Source organism: Allokutzneria sp. A3M-2-11 16, from assembly GCF_024213555.1.
Lineage (GTDB): Bacteria > Actinomycetota > Actinomycetes > Mycobacteriales > Pseudonocardiaceae > Allokutzneria.
This window is the reverse complement of sequence record NZ_JANAVO010000004.1, coordinates 230,927-248,265: the sequence shown is the minus strand read 5'-3', so window position 1 is coordinate 248,265 and position 17,339 is coordinate 230,927. Positions and strand designations below refer to the sequence as shown.

1 protein-coding gene (cut by a window edge) is annotated in these 17,339 nt (G+C 72.7%); it reads right to left on the bottom strand.

The genetic code is table 11. The features are described 5' to 3' along the window. Positions 1-17,339, bottom strand: partial view of a phosphotransferase gene (locus NLX83_RS25320; RefSeq protein ID WP_254237653.1) — the start only. 53,725 nt of this gene lie to the left of the window's left edge; 17,339 of the gene's 71,064 nt are visible here — the first part of the coding sequence; it begins with the start codon at positions 17,337-17,339; its stop codon lies beyond the left edge, outside the window.

Genomic DNA, 17,339 nt, shown 5'->3' with positions numbered 1-17,339 from the left:
GGGCTCTGCAGCTGGACCGTGATCGCGGCGGGGACCTTCAGCGTGACGGCGCGCTCGCGCCCCACGCGCACGTTGATGACCGTGGAGTCGGAGTAGGTGACGCTGGTCTCCGAGCGGCTCCAGGAGCGGCCGCCCCGGTGCGGCAGGATGCCCTGCACCATGGAGTCGAGCCAGCCGAGCACCTTGGAGCCCGCGCCGGTCTCGGTGTTGAGCCCGCGGCCGACGGCGGTGACCCCGCCGGTCTTGAGGAACCAGACCAGGACGCGCTCCAGCAGCAGGCCGCCCTTGGCGAAGCGCCCGGCGTCGTTGCCGCCGACGATGGTGGCCCCGGCCGGGTTCAGCGCGGACCGCAGCATCGGCCGCGCGACGACGTTGCCCGCCGAGTCGACGATCGGGAACGAGTAGCCCTCGTCCCGGTTCGCCGGGCGCACCATGTCCGCGCTGAACTCGACGATCGCGGTCTCGATCTGCCTGCGCAGGTCGGGGACGGCCGTGCCCACCGACGGGCCGAGCATGTCCATGACCTGCTTGATCAGCTTGTTCCGGCCGTCCCACGCCGCCAGGGCCATGTGCGGGACGTCGGCGTCCGTGGTGTCCACAGTGGACAGATCGCGCCGGACGGACTTCTCCACCCGCTCCAGGAAGGTGTCCGGGACACCGACGACCAGCGTGTCCTTGGTGTCCGGGGTCCACTGGCCGTCGGTGCTGCCGTACGGCGTGAACTCCGCGACCTGGACGAACTCGCCCGGGTCCTCGGTCAGCTCGGAGACCCGCACGGTCACCGCGACCTCGAACGCGGTCGCCGGGCCGCGGTTGGTGGTGACGGCGTGGTTGGTCTCGCCGAACTGCTGGGCCTGCACCGACTGGCTGGTGGAGAAGGAGAACTTCTTGCCGATGTTGGCGGAGGCGATCGGGTTCTCCCCGATGACCGGCGCGCCCGCGACGGCGAGGCCGACGATGTCCTCGGCCGTGGCGGCCAGGCCCAGGCTGAGCGAGCTGCTGCGGCCGGCCGAGTTCTCGAAGCCGCCCTGGCCCTGCGCGAAGGTGCCGTGGCCCTGCTCGTGCGGCCGGACCCCGGAACGCACCTTCTTCGGGTCGGTGAACTCCATGTGCACCAGGCGGGTGATCCGCCTGCCGTCGGTGGTCCGGAACTCGATCTGCGCGCCGTGCGGGCTCAGCACGTCCTGCCAGTGGGCGGTGATCGCCTGGTCCACGTCGACGGCGCTGACGCCGAGCTGCTCCGCGATCGCCTGGGCGTGCGGGATGCGGCCGATGGCGCCGCCGTTGATGAAGCCGGGGAGGGTGGGCTCGCCCTGGGGGATCGGCCTGCCGTCCTCGCCGACCTCCAGGCCCTCGTCGTAGACCAGCGGAATCCCGCTCGCCGTCGTCGCGGGCCGCTCGTCGCCCTGGTCGGGGGTGAGCAGCTGCCGCGCGTCGGCGAGCACCACGGGGAGCTGTTCGAGGATCTGCTCGACCGCGAGCCGCTGCGCGTCCGGGTCGTCGGGCAGCGTGGGAACGAGCGCCTCGAATCCCGCCACCGTTCCGTCCGGCCGCAGGGAGACGATGACGACGGGATCGCCCGAGGTGTCGCCGGTCGTGGTGACCACCAACGGGACGGTCTGCCCGTCGACCTGGACCAGCAGGTGGTCCCCGCTGGGCGCGGTCTGCGCCGAGGAGGCGTCGTCCGCGCCGATCCGCACGTAGACGTCGGGGTCGACCGTGGTCGCGGAACCCTGGTGGGACCAGGGCGTCAGCGCGGGCAGCGCCGTGATGACCGACCTCGTCCCGGCCTGGGACTGGCCCGCCGGTGCGGTCGCGGGGGCTGTCGTGGGGGCTGCTGTGGGGTCGACCAAGTCCGGGACCGTGTTCACCAGGTCGGAGAGCACGACCAGCTGCGCGTCGGCGTCGGCGGGCAGCGCCGGTACCACCAGCACCAGTTCCATCAGCGCGCCGGACTCCGACCTGACGATCTCCAGCCGCGGGTCCGTCGTGGACGGTTCCACCTGGATCGTCAGCGGGATGTCGTCTCCTTCGACCCACACCGGCACCTCGGTCTCGTGCACCGGCACGAAGCCCGGCAACGCCTGCCGCAGGGTGTCGATGACGTCCGGGTCGACCGTGTCCGCGGTGCCGTCGGTCCAGGTGATCGTGATCGGAAGGGCCAGGGTGCTGGCCGCGGGAACCTGCGGCAGCGGCTGGGTCGGCGCATCCGGATCGGCTTGCGCGGCCCCGGTTTCGGCCTCGGGTTCGCCGGTGACGACGTGCGGCCGTGCCCCGTCCAGCGCGGCCGGGAGGTGGTCCACGATCTGGTCGACCAGGGCCTGCTGCGCGGCGGGGTGGTCGGGCAGCGCGGGCACGGTGACGCGGAACCATTGCAGCGTCCCGTCCTCGGCGAAGCTGACGGTCACTCGGGGGCCCGCCGACTCGTCGCCGTCCGCCTCGAATCCCAGCGGGAAGCTGTCGTCCTCGATCCGGATCAGCAGGAAGTTCGCGTCCGGAGCGGCGTCGCCGGGGAAAGCGGGGTCGTTGCCGAGGGCCACGTAGACGTCGGGGTCGATCAGCGTCGCGGTGCCCTGGTACGCCCAGGGGGTGAGCCCCGCGAGCGGCATGACGACGGACGTGCCGAGTTCGCCGTGGTGGACCTGGATGGGGCCGGGGGCCGGGGGAGGCGTCTGCTCACCGGGCTCCGCCGCGGTCGCCCGGTGCTCGGTGACCAGGTCGGGGAGCTGGACGAGCAGCGGGCCGAGCACGGCCGCCTGGTCCGCGGCGTCGCCGGGCAGCGCGGGCACGACCAGCACGAGGGGGGAACGCCGGTCCCCGGGCACCTCGACGCGCGGGCCGTCTGCGTCCGGGTCGATCCGGATCACCAAGGGCTCCGCGCCCAAGCCGATCCGCAGCAACAGCCCGTCGGAGTTGGTCGGGTCGTCGGCGATCGGGACGTCGCGGTCCGCCTGGAGCGCGGCGAGGGCGTCCGGGTCCAGCACCGTCGCGGTGCCGTCGGTCCACGGCACCAGGACGGGGACCTCGACGGGCGCGCTCGTCTCGGGCTGCTCGCTCTGCTCAGGTTCTTCGGTCTGCTCGGTCTGCTCGGTCTCTTCGGTTTCTTCGGTCTGTTGCTGGGCCGCGTTCTCGTGCGCCTGGGCGACCGCCTCCTGGAACTGCGTGATGTCGTCCGGGACGGTGGCGCCGTGGTTGCGGTTCACCGCGACCTGGAGCAGGTCCACCGGGATGCGCGTCATCGCCTGCTCGTCGAGGCCGGTCCACGCGAACGACCAGTCGCGGTTGCGCATGATCGGCCCATCGGGCTGGCGGATCGCCTCGTGCAGGTAGCTCATGCCCCTGGCCAGGGCCGTGACGACCGCGGCGGGCACCTGCTCCGGCCCGAAGAGCTTGGCGATCTGGCGCAGCGCCTGGACGTCGAGCCCGGCGGCCAGCAGGGTCGCCGAGTCGAGGTCCCCGGTGTACTGCGGCGCGTAGTGCTGGAGCGCCTCCCGGGGCGTGATCTCCGGCAGGGGCGGCGCGGTCGGCAGGGCGTGGGTGGTCCTCGGCAGGCCGACTTCCCCGTGCAGCTCGGCGATCTCGTCGCGGACCTGCGCGGCGAAGGCCGGGACGTCGGCGCCGAAGAGGCGGTGGAAAGCGATGTCGACCAGCTGGACCGGGACGCGCGAGCGGTCGGCGGCCGGACCGCTCAGCAGCACCTTGACCTGCCGCGCGACCTCGTTCGGCTCGGTGAACAGGGGCATGAACCGCATGCCCTTGGCGCCACGCGCCAGGTGCGCGGCGATCACCGCGGGCAGCAGCTCCGGGCTGGTCGTCGCGGCGATGATGCGCAGTTCGCCCGAGGTCAACCCGGCGGCGGCGAGCCAGGCGGGGTCGATGGCGGCGGTGAACTCCGGGACGAGCCGCCGCAGCGTCTCCTCGGCGGTGAGCGCCGCGACGGGCTTGCCCGCGGTGGACCCCTGGTACGCGTCCTCCGCGGCGGAACCGGGCCGGGCGGCGTCGCCCAGCGGCGCGGCCACGCTCAGCCCCCAGGTGTGCGCCGCGACGTAGTGCGAGCCCCGCCGCAGCACGACGACGCGCTGCCGATGCCTGCCCTCGCCGTGGACCTGGGCCTCGCCGTTCTCGTCGACCAGCACGATCCGCACGCCGAGCTGGTCGGCGAGGGCCGGGAGGTTGTCCTCGGTCGTCGCGGCGAACGTGCCGGTGCGCCCGCCCGTGCGGTCCAGCGCCGCGCCGAGCGTGCCCTCACCGGGCATCGCCCATTCGACCCGCAGGAACTCGCCGTTGAGGTACGCCTGCTGGGCGGGCGTCGGCGCGTTGGGGTCGCCGACCAGGGTGGCGAAGTCGGCCGCTGCCAGGTTCGGCACCGGGTGGGCGCCGGGCAGCTGGCTGACCATCAGCGCCGCGTAGCCGACGCCGTGGAAGTAGATCGCCGACCGCACCTGGTCCCACAGCTGCGGCGACGCCAGGTCGCCCGGCAGGGCCACCCCGGCGGGCTGGCCGTGCAGGAACTGGAGCAGCACCTGGCGCACGCTCGCGTCCAGCGCCGCCCGCGCCGCCGAGTCCGCGGGCAGCGGGACCGCGGGCAGCGCCTCGCTCGGGCGCAGGAACGACGGCCGCAGCCGGACCGCGGCGCCCAGCACCTGCGGATCGCCCTCGATCACGTTGCGCCGCTGCTCGCCGGTCGCCATGCCCCGCCGCACCGACAGGTCGACGGCGGCCGAGCGCAACGCCTTCAGCTCGTCGTAGGACCGGGTGTCCGGGTCGATGCCCGCCTGCTCCAGCACGGTGGCGAAGGCCGCCATCTCGGTGGTGTTCGCCGGGTCGTAGCCGAAGAGCGCGGCGGCTTCGCCCACGTTCGCGGGCAGGGGGGAGTAGCCCTGGTCGAGCCGGGCGACCGAAGCCTGGAACTCGGTGACGCGGGCCGGGACGTTCTCGCCGTAGCGGTTCTCCACGGCCAGCCGCAGGAGCCTCGGCGGCACCTGCGCCCTGCCCGCGTCGTCGGCCCCGTGCCACGCGTGGTGCAGCATCGCCCGGCGCATCTGCACGTCCGGCGTCATGGCGATCACCCGGACCACGCCCATGCCCCTGGCCAGCGCCGTCACGATCGCGGCCGGCAGGTCCTGCGGCCCGAACAGCCGGTGCAGCTCGCGCAGGTCCACGTCGGCCCCCGGCTCCACCAGCCGGTTCGCGTCGAGGTGGACGTCGAGCTGGGACAGGGCCTCCCTGAACTCCTGCTCCTGCGCGGCGGTGGGCAGCCCCTCGTCGGAGGCGGACTGCTGCAACAGGGTCTCGCCGCTGCTCAGCGCCGCGAGGTAGGCGCTGTTGGGCGGGTGGATCTCGGTGCGGACGATGGACTCGAAGTCGGCGGCCTCGACGACCGCGGTCATCGCCTCGGTCCGCGCCTCGGCCGGGATCGCCTGGTAGACGGCGCGTTCGGCCAGGTGCGCGGCGACCTCGCGGTCCTGCAACTCGGTCGTGCTCAGCCCGGTCGGCTGCCCCTGGAGCCAGTGCGTCACCTCGTGCACCACGGCCCCGGCCACCTCGGCGACGGTGGTCCCGGGCGTCAGCCGGACCGTCACCTTCCCGTCTTCCCAGTTCAGGTAGGCCCGGAGCGTGCCGTCGGGGCGCGAGGTCATCGTCTCGACGATCTCGCGGATCTCGTCGGCGATGTCCTCCTTGGTGTACTCGCTGTCGGCGCCGAGCGCGTCGGCGATCGCGTCGACGGCCAGCAGCGCGACCCGCTCGATCTCCGCGCTCTGCGCGTCCAGGTCGGTCACCACGGTCGTCGCCTGGGTGGCCACGAGCGGGTCGAGCAGCTCGTGCAGCGCCCGCACCGCGTCCTCGACGCCGCCGGTGTCCTCGCCGGTCTCGCTGAACGCCTTGTACTCGTTGAGCACGCGCTGCGCGGCGACGAAGGTCTGGAAGTTCTTCAGGTCGCCGTCCATCGTCGCGATGCGCACGGCGTTCTCGTAGGCGGCTTCGAAGTGCTGGACCAGCTCGGGGGCGAGGCCGTCCATGCCGACCCTGCCGAAGGCGGTGCGGATGCCGACAGCGATCGCCCGGACATCGTTCTCGCTGGACATGCCGAGCGGGACGCCCGAGCCGTCCAGGGACAGCGTCAGCGCCTCAAGGTCGATCAGCGACAGCCTGGCGGTGCCGTCCTCGTCGCTGAAGAGGAAGTTGTCGGCGGAGGTGTGCTCCTCGCTCGGCGCGGCGGCGTGCACGGCGGAGACCCACGCGGCGGGCAGGAACTCGGCCAGCAGACCGCTTTCCTCCAGCGCCGTGACCAGGTCCCGGGGCACCAGGTCGGACCGCCCGTCGGCCTCGGCCAGCTCGTTCGCGGCGCGGACGAGCTCGGTCGCGGGCGTCAGCCAGTGCGCCCCGGCCGGGCCTTCCGCGCTGGACGAGTGCCGGGTCCGCAGGTGCAGCTCCGCGAAGGCCTTGGCGGCCAGCTCCAGCATCTTCTTGACCCGCTCGACCTGCTGCGGCCGCGCGTCCTCGCCCGCCCGCGCGACCTGCTGCGCGAGCTGGGTCAGGGTCTCGCCGGGCATCAGGGTGGTGAGCGAGACACCGAGCAGCAGGTCGGGCCCGTGCACCACGCCGAGCGCGAGGTACTCGGGCATCTCGAAGCGGTCGTAGCCGTGGTTCTCGACCTCGTACTCCGCCAGCCGCTGGTCCGCCCAGAAGCGGTACGCCAGGTCCTCGATGGACTGGTGCACGCTGAGTACGGCGACGGCCTCGCCGTTCACCAGGACCTTGAAGAACCGTTCCCCGGCAAGCAGTTCCAGCTCGACGTCGCCCTCGTCACGGCCCAGCTGCTCGGCGGCGAACAGGCGCAGGTTCTCCCGGTGCCGCGCTCCGGGGCTGCCCGGCTCGTCGGCGTGCACGAGCGCGGTCGAGTACTCGCTGAACGCCGCCATCCGCCTGTCGATGTGCGGGATCGTGTCGCCGTCGCGGGTGCCCTCGACCACGGCCAGCGCGTCGACGAACTCGTTCATCGACGAGGTGGAGACCCGGACCCGCTGCCCGGACGGTCCCACCAGAACGCTGTCGACGAGACCGCGCAGCTGCGCCACCGAGGGAGTCATGGACTCGCTCTGGGTCAGCGACTGGACCAGCTTGCCCGCGCGCCCGAACAGACCCTTGAGCCCGCCGGAACCGCGCCGGGAGTACTGCAGCGAACTGTCGCCCTCGGCCAGCGCCCTCATGTGCGGGCTGTCGTCGGAGTGGACCTTCGCCGAGACCAGCTCGACCATGCCCGGCGTCCACGCCGCGACCGCGGCCAGCTCCTCGGTGAGCACGCTCGTCGGCAGTGACCGGTACAGCGCGAGTTCGGCCTTGTGCGCGTCGATCTCCAGGCGCCGCAACACTTCGGTGGGCAGTTCCCGCGGGTCGCCCTGGAGCAGGTGGGTGACTTCGTGGACGATCCGCCCGGCCAGTTCGGCGACGGTGGCCCCGTCCGCGACCCGAACGGAGAGCCGCCCCTCGCCGGTGGACCAGTCGAGCACGGCGCGCGCGTCGGTATCGGCGCTGGTGAGCTCGGTCATGGTCCACACCGCGTGGTCGATCATCCACGACACTTCGCCGAGCGACTTGCCGGTGAGGTCGGCGATCTCCCGCGCGACGGACTCCGCCACCGTGCCGACCAGCTGCCGCGTCGAAGGGTCGAGCTCGGTGACGACGGAGCCGGTGGCGGCGGTCGTCTCCGCGTCCAGCCTGGCCAGCCCCAGCATGTCGCGAACCGTGTGCACCTGGGCGGCGAGAGTTTCGGGGGAGCCACCCTCGCGGTAGGTGGTCAACACCTGCTGCGCGGCGGCGAACGCCTTGTAGGCGTTCAGCTCGGCGTCCAGCGTCAGCCCGCGCACCGCCGACTCGTAAGCGGACTGGAAGTGCTCGGTCATCTCGGTGCTGAGCTCGGACAGGTCGAGGTCTTGTTCCAGCGTGCGCCGGAGGTGGTCGGCGAAGATCTCCAGGTCGCGCTGCGTGGAGATCCGGCCCGTCGGAGTCCGGTCCGAGGCCAGCGTCTCGTGCAGGAACTCGAAGTCGATCAGGGTGACGCGTTCCTCGCCGGTCTCCTCGTCCCGGTGGTACAGGACGTTGTCGCCGTGGGCGTCGTTGTGCGCCGCCGCGACCCACTCGTCGGGCATCGCCACCGCGGTCCTGGCCTGCTGCTCCAGCAGCGAGGCCAGGTTGCCGGGGACCAGCTCCGGCCTGCCGTCGGCCACGGCCATCGCGTGGGCGGTGCGCAGGAACTCCGCGGCCGTCTCCAGCCAGTGGGCCCCGGCGGGGCCGTCCCCGAGCGCGGCGTTCCGGGTGCGCACGTGCAGCTCCGCCAACGCCTTGGCGGACAACGTCAGCAGCCGCTTCAGCCGGTCGACGTGCGGCTGCCGTTCGTCGGGCGCGGCCGCGGCGATCTTCTGGGCGATCTGGTACTCGGTCTCGCCCGGTGCGGGCGAGCTCATCAGGACCGGGATCGGGGCGCCGCCGAAGTGGATGACACCCGCGGCCTGGGCCGTCGACAGGTCGAAGGCGGTGAAGCCCTGGGACTGCAGCCACGGGTCCGCCCAAGTGCGGGCCGCCAGCTCCTCCACGGTGAAGAGAACGCCGATGACCGAGACGGTCTCGCCGTTGTGGACCACCCGGAAGAACCGGCCCTTGCTCAGCGCGACCAGCTGGACCTCGTCCGCTTCGAGCCCGAGCTGTTCGGCCGCGAACCGGCGCAGGTTCTCGCGGTGGGCCGTGCCCGGGCCGTCCTCCCGGTAGCTGGCCGCGATCTCGTTGACGAAGACCCTGGCCGCGCCTCGGCGGGCGCCTTCGTCCATCGCGGTGTCCAGCGTGCCCGGATCGCCCTGGACGACCGGCAGCGCGTCGCGGAACTGGCTCAGGTCCACCGCGGTGAAGTCGACCGGACTGCCCTGCGGCAGGGTGGCGACGGCGCTGGCGACGAGGTCCTGGAGCTGGGCGATCCCGGTGGCGCTGTCACCGGCGCGCAGCGACCGCAGGGCACGGCCGAACAGACCCCTGAGCCTGCCGCCGTCCCGGCGGGAGTACTGGAGCGAACTGGTGCCCTCGGACAGTCCGACGATGTACGGGCTGTCGTCGGGGTGGACCTTCGCCGCGACCAGCTCGACCATGCCCGGCGTCCACGACGCGACCTCGGCCAGCTCCGCGGTGAGCACGCTCGTCGGCAGCGACTGGTACAGCACCAGTTCGGCCTTGTGCGCCTCGATCTCCATGCGCCGCAACACATCCGGGGCGAGTCCCCGCGGATCGCCCTGGAGCATGTGGGTGGCCTCGTGGACGACGCGGCCCGCGAGTTCGGCGACGGTGACCCCGTCCTCGACGCGCACGGAGAGCCTGCCGTCGCCGATGGCCCAGTCGACGAACGCCCGTCCCGCGGTGTCGCCGTCGTCGAGGACGGTCATCGTCCGCACGGCGTCCCGGATCGCCTGCCGCACGCTCTCCACCGAGCGCCCGGTGACGTCGGCGATCTCCTGCGCGACGGACTCCGCGACCCTGCCGACCAGCTCCCGCGCCGGATCGTCGAGCTCGGTGACGACGGAGCCCGCGGCCGCGGTCGTCGCCTCGTCCAGCTTGGGCAACCCCAGCAGCTCGCGCACCGCGTGCACGGCGTCGTGCAGAGCGTCGCCCGCCGCGGTGGTGTCGGCGTCCGGAGCGATCGCGGCGAAGTCGCGGTAGGCGGCGAGCACGTCGTCCGCGGCGGCGACCAGCCGGGCGGCGTCCGGCGTGACCGGCGCGACGCCCAGCATCACCATCGAGGCCAGCGAGCTGGAGACCAGTTCCGGCCTGCCGTCGGCCAGGGCCGCGTCCGCGGCCTCGCGCAGCACCTCGACGGCCCGTTCGGTATCGGCCCGTTCGGTATCGGCTGGGTCACTTTCCGGTTCTTGCTGCGAGCTTTCGTCCGTTTGGACGAACGTTTGCGCCGTTTCGGCGGTGCCGACGAGCATCAGGTCCAGCTCGACCTGGCCGTCGACCTCGCGGACGCGGACGACCTCCAGCTCCGCCCCGGCGGGCAGCAGCGCGTCGGTCGGGGTGCCGGACACCTCGCCGAGGTAGAGGACCTTCGTCCCGCTCGGCACGTAGATCCGGGCCTGGTGGGGGCGCCCCGTGTTCTCCGGCTCGACCGCGGCCGCGGTCGGCGCCTGGTTGGTGAAACGCCTGCCGATCAGCTCGCCGGGAGCGCTGAACGCCCCGGTGAGCCGCGTGAGGTCGTCGTAGCCCCAGTACAGCTGCACCGGCTCGGTGGACGGCTCGACCTTGTCGAAGGCCTCGGTGACACCGTTGAAGGTCGCGGCGTCCTGCTCGGCGAACTGCCGCAGCTCGGCCTCGGTGTACAGCCCGTCGATGTGGTGCGCGTAGAGACCGGTCGCGATCAGTTCGGCGCCGGTGATCGGCTCCGCGCGCTGATCGGCGGGCCGGTTGGCCAGCGCCGCCTGGAGCGCCCTGCCGAACATCTCGGCCCTGATGCCCGTGGCGGCGTGCAGCGCGTCTACGTTCTCGTCGGTGATGCCTTCTGGGCGCCTGCCGGTCCGCCACTCGGAGGCGTCGGTCATCCGCAGGATCGCGTCGTAGTCGTCGACGCCCTCGGCCAGCGCCTGGTTCCGCAGCGCCGCGTCGGCGGGCCGCGCGGGCCGCGGCGCGCGCACGGTCTCGACACCGGCCGGGGCGACCAGGGCGGCGCGCAGCTCCTCCTGCCGCGCCGTCAGCCGGGCTCGCCGCCCGTTGATGCGGTCCTGCCTGCTCTGGAGCTGCCGCCGGTGCTCCTCCAGCTCGGCGAGCGCCTGCTCCCGCTGGGTGGGCTCCCGCTCCGCGTCGCCGTCGGCGTCCTCGGCCCGGTCGCGCTCGTCCTGGGTCTGGGGAGCGGAGCGGATCATCTGCTCCACGGACTCCAGGCGCGTGAGGTTCTCCTGGACGGTGCGTTCACGCTCGTCCAGCCGCGTGAGGTCGTTGGTGACCCGGCGCAGATCCGCGCCCTGCGGGGTGACCACGCGCACCCGCACCCGCTGGCCGGTCTGCCCGTCGCGCACCTCGAACCTGATGCCGGGGTCGCCCTCCGGCCAGCCGTTGACGATCGGCCCGGTCACGTGCAGGTCGCGCGCCTGGAACTCGCGCAGCAGGGTGCGGATGTGGTCGGCGTGTCCGTCCTCCGGCAGCCGCACCATGACGTGCGGGATCTCGCTGCCGGTCGCGCCGAGGTCGAGCTCGTGCTTGGGTTCGTCCGCGGTCTGGTTGACGGCCTCGTAGAGCGCCCGCAGCACCCGCTCGGTGGTGCTCTCGCCGTCCGCGCCCGTCGCGGCCGTGACCGAGTCGTCCGAGGTCGCCGTGCCCAGCGCGGTTCCGCCGACGGCCACGATGTGCAGCTGGACCTTGCCGCCGACCTCGCGGACGCGGGCGATCTCGAACTCGGTGCCCGCGGGCAGCAGCGTGTTCGCCGTCCAGGCGTCGTCGCCGATGTGCAGCACCCTCGCGTCGCCGGGCAGGTAGACGACGGCCTCGTAGGTGTTGGCCGAGGCGTGGTCGGCGTGGGTCGATGCGGTGATCGGGCTGTGCTGGACGAACCGGTGCCCGATGAGCTTGTTCTCGTCGGCCTGGAGGACCGCCGCCGCGAGGTCGTCGAAGCCCCAGCGCACGGCGATCGGCCCGGTGCTGGCGACCGCGTGCCGCGCCGCGGCGGTGACCTCGCTGATGACGGTGGCGTCGCGCTCGGCCATCCTGGTCAGCGCCTTCTGCAGGCGCCGCTCGGCGTTGTGCCAGAAGCGCTTCTTCGGCTCCGCTTCGAGCAGGTCCTCGTAGACGCCGGTGTCCAGCAGGTCCTGCGCGGTGACCGGCCGGGTGAGGTCGCGGACGCCCGACCGGTCCATCGCCGCCCGGTGTTCCGCGAGTTGCCTTTCCAGCCGGCTCCGGACCGACCGGCGGTCGCCGTGCTCCTCAAGGAGCTCCAGAATGGTCTTCTCACGCGCCTGGGCCGTCTGCAGATCCGCGACGCGGCCTTCCATGACCCCGCGGTGCGCGTCGGTCATCCGCTGGTTGTCCTCGGCGGAGTCGGTGAAGATGACCATCGCGCCGAGGGCTTCCTCGGTGACCCCGTCCGGGACCTCGCCGATCCGCGCGGCCGCCTCGTCCCCCTGGACCGCGTCGGCCGCCCACTCGTGCTCCTTGGCCTTCACGTACGCCGAGCGGATGATCGGCGCCTCCGGCGCCCGGACGCCGTCGACGCCCGGCGGCACGATCCGGGCTTCCCGCAGCTCGTCCCGTGCCAGCTCCAGCCGCGTCCGCTCCAGGTCCTGCCGGGCCTGCTGCTGGTCCAGCTGCTCCCGGCGGACGTCGAGGTCCTCCAGCGCCCGCCGCAAGGCGTCGGCGGGCTCCTCCGACTGCTCGGGGGTCTGCGCGGTCCCGCCGTCCTCCTCCCGCCCGATGGCCTGGCGGAACTCCTCGACCCGCTGGTTGATCTGCTCGGTGGTGAGGGCCTCGCCCGCGGTGCCTTCGAGGCTGCGCCGTACGGCCTCCAGGTCGGCGATCTCCTGCTGCACCGTGCTGTCGGCGGCATCCAGCCGGGTGAGGTGGTTGGCGACCGCCCTCGCCTCCGCGCCCTGCGCGGTGACCAGCCGCAGCCGCACCCGCTGGCCGGTCTGGGCGTCGCGCAGCTGGACGAGGACGCCGGGTTCGCCGTCGGCCCACGCGTTGACGATCGGGCCGGTCACGTGCAGCCCGCGCGCGTGCAGCTGCTCCAGCACGGTGTTGGCCAGCGCGACGTGGTTGGTCTCCGGCAGCCGGACCATCGCGGCCAGCACCGAGGGACCGTCGCCGGTGATGCCCAGGTCGCGCAGCAGGCCGATGCCGTCGCCGGCCTGCTTGACGGCGGCCTCGAGCAGCTTGGTCGCCCGTTCCCGGCTGTTCATCGGGGGTTCGGGGCTCGGCTGCGCGAGCAGCTCGGGGTCCTCGCGCCAGTCGCCCTCGGAGCGCAGCTCGGCGGCGTCGTCCGGCACGGGGACGGCCTGGACCACCTCCTCCACCCGCCGGGCGAGGGCGTCGGCCAGCGGGTCGCCCTCGGCGAGCCCCTGGAGCTGCTGCTGGACCTGGCGCCCGTAGTTCCTGGCCGTCAGGGAGGCCGGGGTCTCCAGGTTCAGCACGATGGTGTCGCCGCCGGGGGTGATCCACGTGGCGGTCACGCCGAGCCCACCGGCCACCCAGGCGTTGGCGATGCCGTCGCCGTGCTCGTCGGCGGCGAGCCGGTACCCGGCGGCCTCCATCGCCAGGATGATCCGCTGCACGTCGGCGGTGTACTCCGGACCGGCCAGCCGCACGGTGTACCGCGACGGGTCGCCCGGGGCGTCGGGGTCGGGCGTGACCCGTGCGGACGGCACCACCGACCGGACCGCGGCGAGGACCGGCTGCGCCTGCGGGTCGGTGCGCAGCGCGACCGCGCCATCGGCCAGCACGCCCTCGCCCATGACCAGCTCGTGTGCGCGCATCAGCGCCTTGCGCATCAGCACGCCCGCGATCATCTTGCGCTTGCCCGCGTCGTCCGGGCCGAAGCCGGAGACCTCGATGATCATCGGGCCCGACTGCCGCAGCACGCCGTCCACGGCCACCCGCTCCGGCGGGGTGATCCGGATACCGCCCGCGCGCAGGTCGTTGACGGTCCTGATCAGGACGTCGACCACGGTGCCGTCGGGGTAGTGCAGCCGGATGAGCTCCCCGGCCCGTTCCATCCGCACCGGCAGCGCGGCGCCGGTCCCGGGATCGGTCGCCGTCCGCCCGACGAGCCGCTCCACGGCGTCCTTGAGCTCGCCGTCGAACTCCTGGTGGTACTCGGAGTCGGCGCTGACCTCGACCTTGTCCTCCAGCGGCTGGGTGCGCTCCTCGGAGGTGGCGTCGGCGGCGTTGTGGGTGAACCGGGCGTGCGGCACCGCCCCGTCTGGGTCGTTGCCGGGGACGGTGTTGTGCAGCTCCCGCATCGCGGTGTCGATGTAGGAGCGCATCTGCTCCGCGGACTCCGTCACCGGGATGGTGACCTTCGCGGTGGTCTGCTGGGCGATCGTCCCGTCGTGCAGTCCGACCCAGTCACCCGCGTCGACGACGATGTGGTCGGCGTCCGAGTCGACCACGAAGTCCACGACGATCCGCGTGTTGTCGGAGTAGTGCACGATCGTCGTGTTCAGCCGGGGCTCTTCTTCCGGCTGGAGGAAGCCCAGCGCCGCCTTCTTCGCGCTCGGGACCTTGGGGTCGGCGTGGCCGGTGACCGCGATCGGCCGTGCCTGCCCGTCCGTGGCCGGGGTGTCCGCCTCCGCCCCGTCCTGCAGCCGCCTGATCTCGTCGCTCAGCGCCTGAACGCCGCGGTCGGCGGCGTCGCCCTCGGTTTCGGTGTCCGTGTCGGCGTCCGGCGTGGTCGAGGGGGTGTCGACCCGCACGGCCCGCGGCGCGGTGTGCCAGGTCTGGCCCTCCCGGGAGACGTCGGGGTCCGCCGGAGTGGCCCGGCCGTTGCTCGGGCCGATGTTGCCGACCTGCACCACCGGGCTGTCGGTCCACAGCGCGCGCAACGCCCGGTCCAGCTGCTCCTTGGAGTGCGTGATCATGCCCTCGACCGTGTTGACCACGGCCGTGGAGACCTGGATCTGCGCTGGACTGGTCTGCACCCAGCCGTTGGGCGTCAGCTCGAACGTGCCGGGGACGACGCGGACCGCGCCGGTTGGCAGGTCCCCGTTGAGCGCGAAGGTCGCGTCGACGACGGCACCGTCCTCCGAGACGGCCGTGACGCTGGTCGGACTGCCGTTCGCGTCGGTGTGGATGGTGATCGTGCCGTTGTTCTGCAGGTCCTCGACGGCCACCGAGAAGCCCATCGTGGACATCTCGTCGGAGTGCAGGACGGGCTGGTCGGTCTTCTTGCCGTCCCCCTCGCCCTCCGTCGTGAACTCCTCCATGCGGGATTCCGGGGTCTCCAGCGTCTGCTCCGGACCCTGGTGGGTGTCCTCGATCCTGCTCTGGCGCCGGTTCGACGCGGAGGTGTCGTCGTCCCCCTGCTGCCGGGTGCCGTCCCCGGAGTCGCCGCTGTCCGAGTCGGAGTCACCGGTGTTCGACTCGCCGGCGCTGGTGTCGCTGTCCCCGGTCTGGGTCTGCCCGTCGCCGGTGTTCGAGCCGGTGCCACCGCCGTCGCCACCGGTGCTACCGCCGTCGCCACCGGTGCCACCGCCGTCGCCACCGCCGAGGTTGGCGATCGCCTCGCCGACGTTGCTGACGGTGTTGGCGACGGTGTTGACGACGCGGCCACCGAGCCCCCCGCCCTCACCGCCTTCACCGCTGCCGCTGTCACCGCTGCTGTCACCGTCGCCGGAACCGGACTCGGAGGAGCCCTCGTCCCGCGTCCCGCCGTCGCTGTTGTCGGGGGCGGGGCTGGGCCTGCGGGTCTCGGTCTGGCCGGGGGTCTGGGTGTCGTTGCCCTGTACCTGCCCCGTTGCCGGGTTCAGCGTCTGCTGCTGTCCGTCCCCGCCCGCGACGACGACCCGCCGCCCGGCGCCCTCACCGGTCTGCGGGGACCCGGTCTGCGAGGTCGTGGTCCGGCCGCCACCGCCGCCGGTCGCGGTGTTCCCGCTACCACCTGTGGCCGTGTTCCCGCCACCACCGGCGACCGTCGGGTCGGGCGCGTTGATGGGGGGAGCGTTGACCGGCGCGTTCTGGAACAGGTCCGGAATGGCGACCTGGCCCATCGACCGGTACGCCAGGCGCATGTCGGTGAAGTTCATCCGGGCGTCGGCCCAGCTGCGCTCGCCGATCACCTGCTCCCAGGTACCGCCGAGGGCACCACCGACGGCGGCCTCCCAGAGTGCCTTCGCCGACAGTTCCTCCTCGGGCAGGTTGCCTCGGGAGGCGCGCTGCGCGATGACCTCCGGTGGCGCCACGCCAGCCATGATCGAGAGGTCGGTCAGTCCCTGGGTGGTGTAGTGCGATCCGTAGAGACCGGCGAGACCACCGGCCGCGCCGAGCGCGAGGAAGCCGAAGGTCCGGTTGGCGAGGCCGAGCGGGGCACCGCCGAGTGCCGCACCGACGAACGCGGCCATCGTCGCGATCGGGGAGAACTGGTGGTGGCCGTCGGTGCGCAGCATGGTCATGAACTGCGCGGCGACGTCGGTTCCCACACCGTAGAGCAGGGCCGACCGCAGACCGTAGCCCTTGACGCGCTGGAACAGCTCGCGGCGCATCGTCGTGTTGGCCAGGGTGTTGTCCACCTGGGAGATCAGCGCCCGGCGCAGCGCCGGGTTCATCGCCGACTGCCCCAGCTCCCGTCCCGCGAACCGGGCCGCGGCGAGGCGGGCGACCTCCCGGTTCGTCGCCGTGCTCATCACCCGCCCGGCCATGCCCCTGCGCATCGCCTGGGCCCGGGCGAACCGGCCCGCTCCCTCGCGCCCCGCGCGGAGCAGGGCCTGCTGGGCCAGTCGTTCCGCCAGTTCGGTCTGCACTCGCCGGGCCACGGCGCGACCGGCGATGGTGGAGGGCCGCATCGCGTGGCCCGCGTTCTTGATCCCCTGCCAGATCGTGGTGGGCTTGACCGCGTGGACCACCTTGGTCCCCACGTGCACCGCGCCCTTGGCGACCACCTTGGCGATCGCCTTCGGCGCCGTGACGAGGACCGCTCGCGGAGCCTGCCGGGCCGCGGCCTTCGCCCCGCCGAGGACGATGCCCTTGATGAAGCCCTTCTCCGCGATGATCCTGGCGACGGCCTCCATGATCTCGGTGAAGATCTTCTTGGCCGCGAGGATGCGGATGGGCAGGCTGATGCCGACGAAGGTGGCGATGCTGCCGCCCAGGGTGGGGACCGCCGCGATCAGCGCGCGCACCACCTCGTAGGCCAGCAGCGCCAGGTTCGCCTGGTACATGCTCTTCATGAGCACGATCTGGGTGTTGAAGTCGCTGACGCCCATGCCGATCTGGCGCGCGGCCTGGCCGACCTCGTAGAGGTTGCGCTGGACCTCGGCCAGCTTCTGCTGCGCCTGGAACGACGTGGCGCCCTCGAAGTCCATCTCCAGCTGCTTGCCGAGGGTCAGCATGCTCTCGCTGAAGTCCAGGACGCGCTTGGACTCGTCGAAGTAGTGCTCGGCCAGCTGCCGCGACTTCTCGGCGTCGGCCTTGGGGTACTGGCCGAGCAGACCGTTGACCACCATGGTCATGTCGATCGGCGGTACCCAGATGCCGAGATTCGACGCCCACTTCTGGAACTCGTGGACGTACTCGTCGACCGAGGCCGCGAACTTCTGCATCGCGTACGCGAAGGGATCGACGGCACTGTCGATGGCGTTCCCTACCGCGTCACCGACACCCAC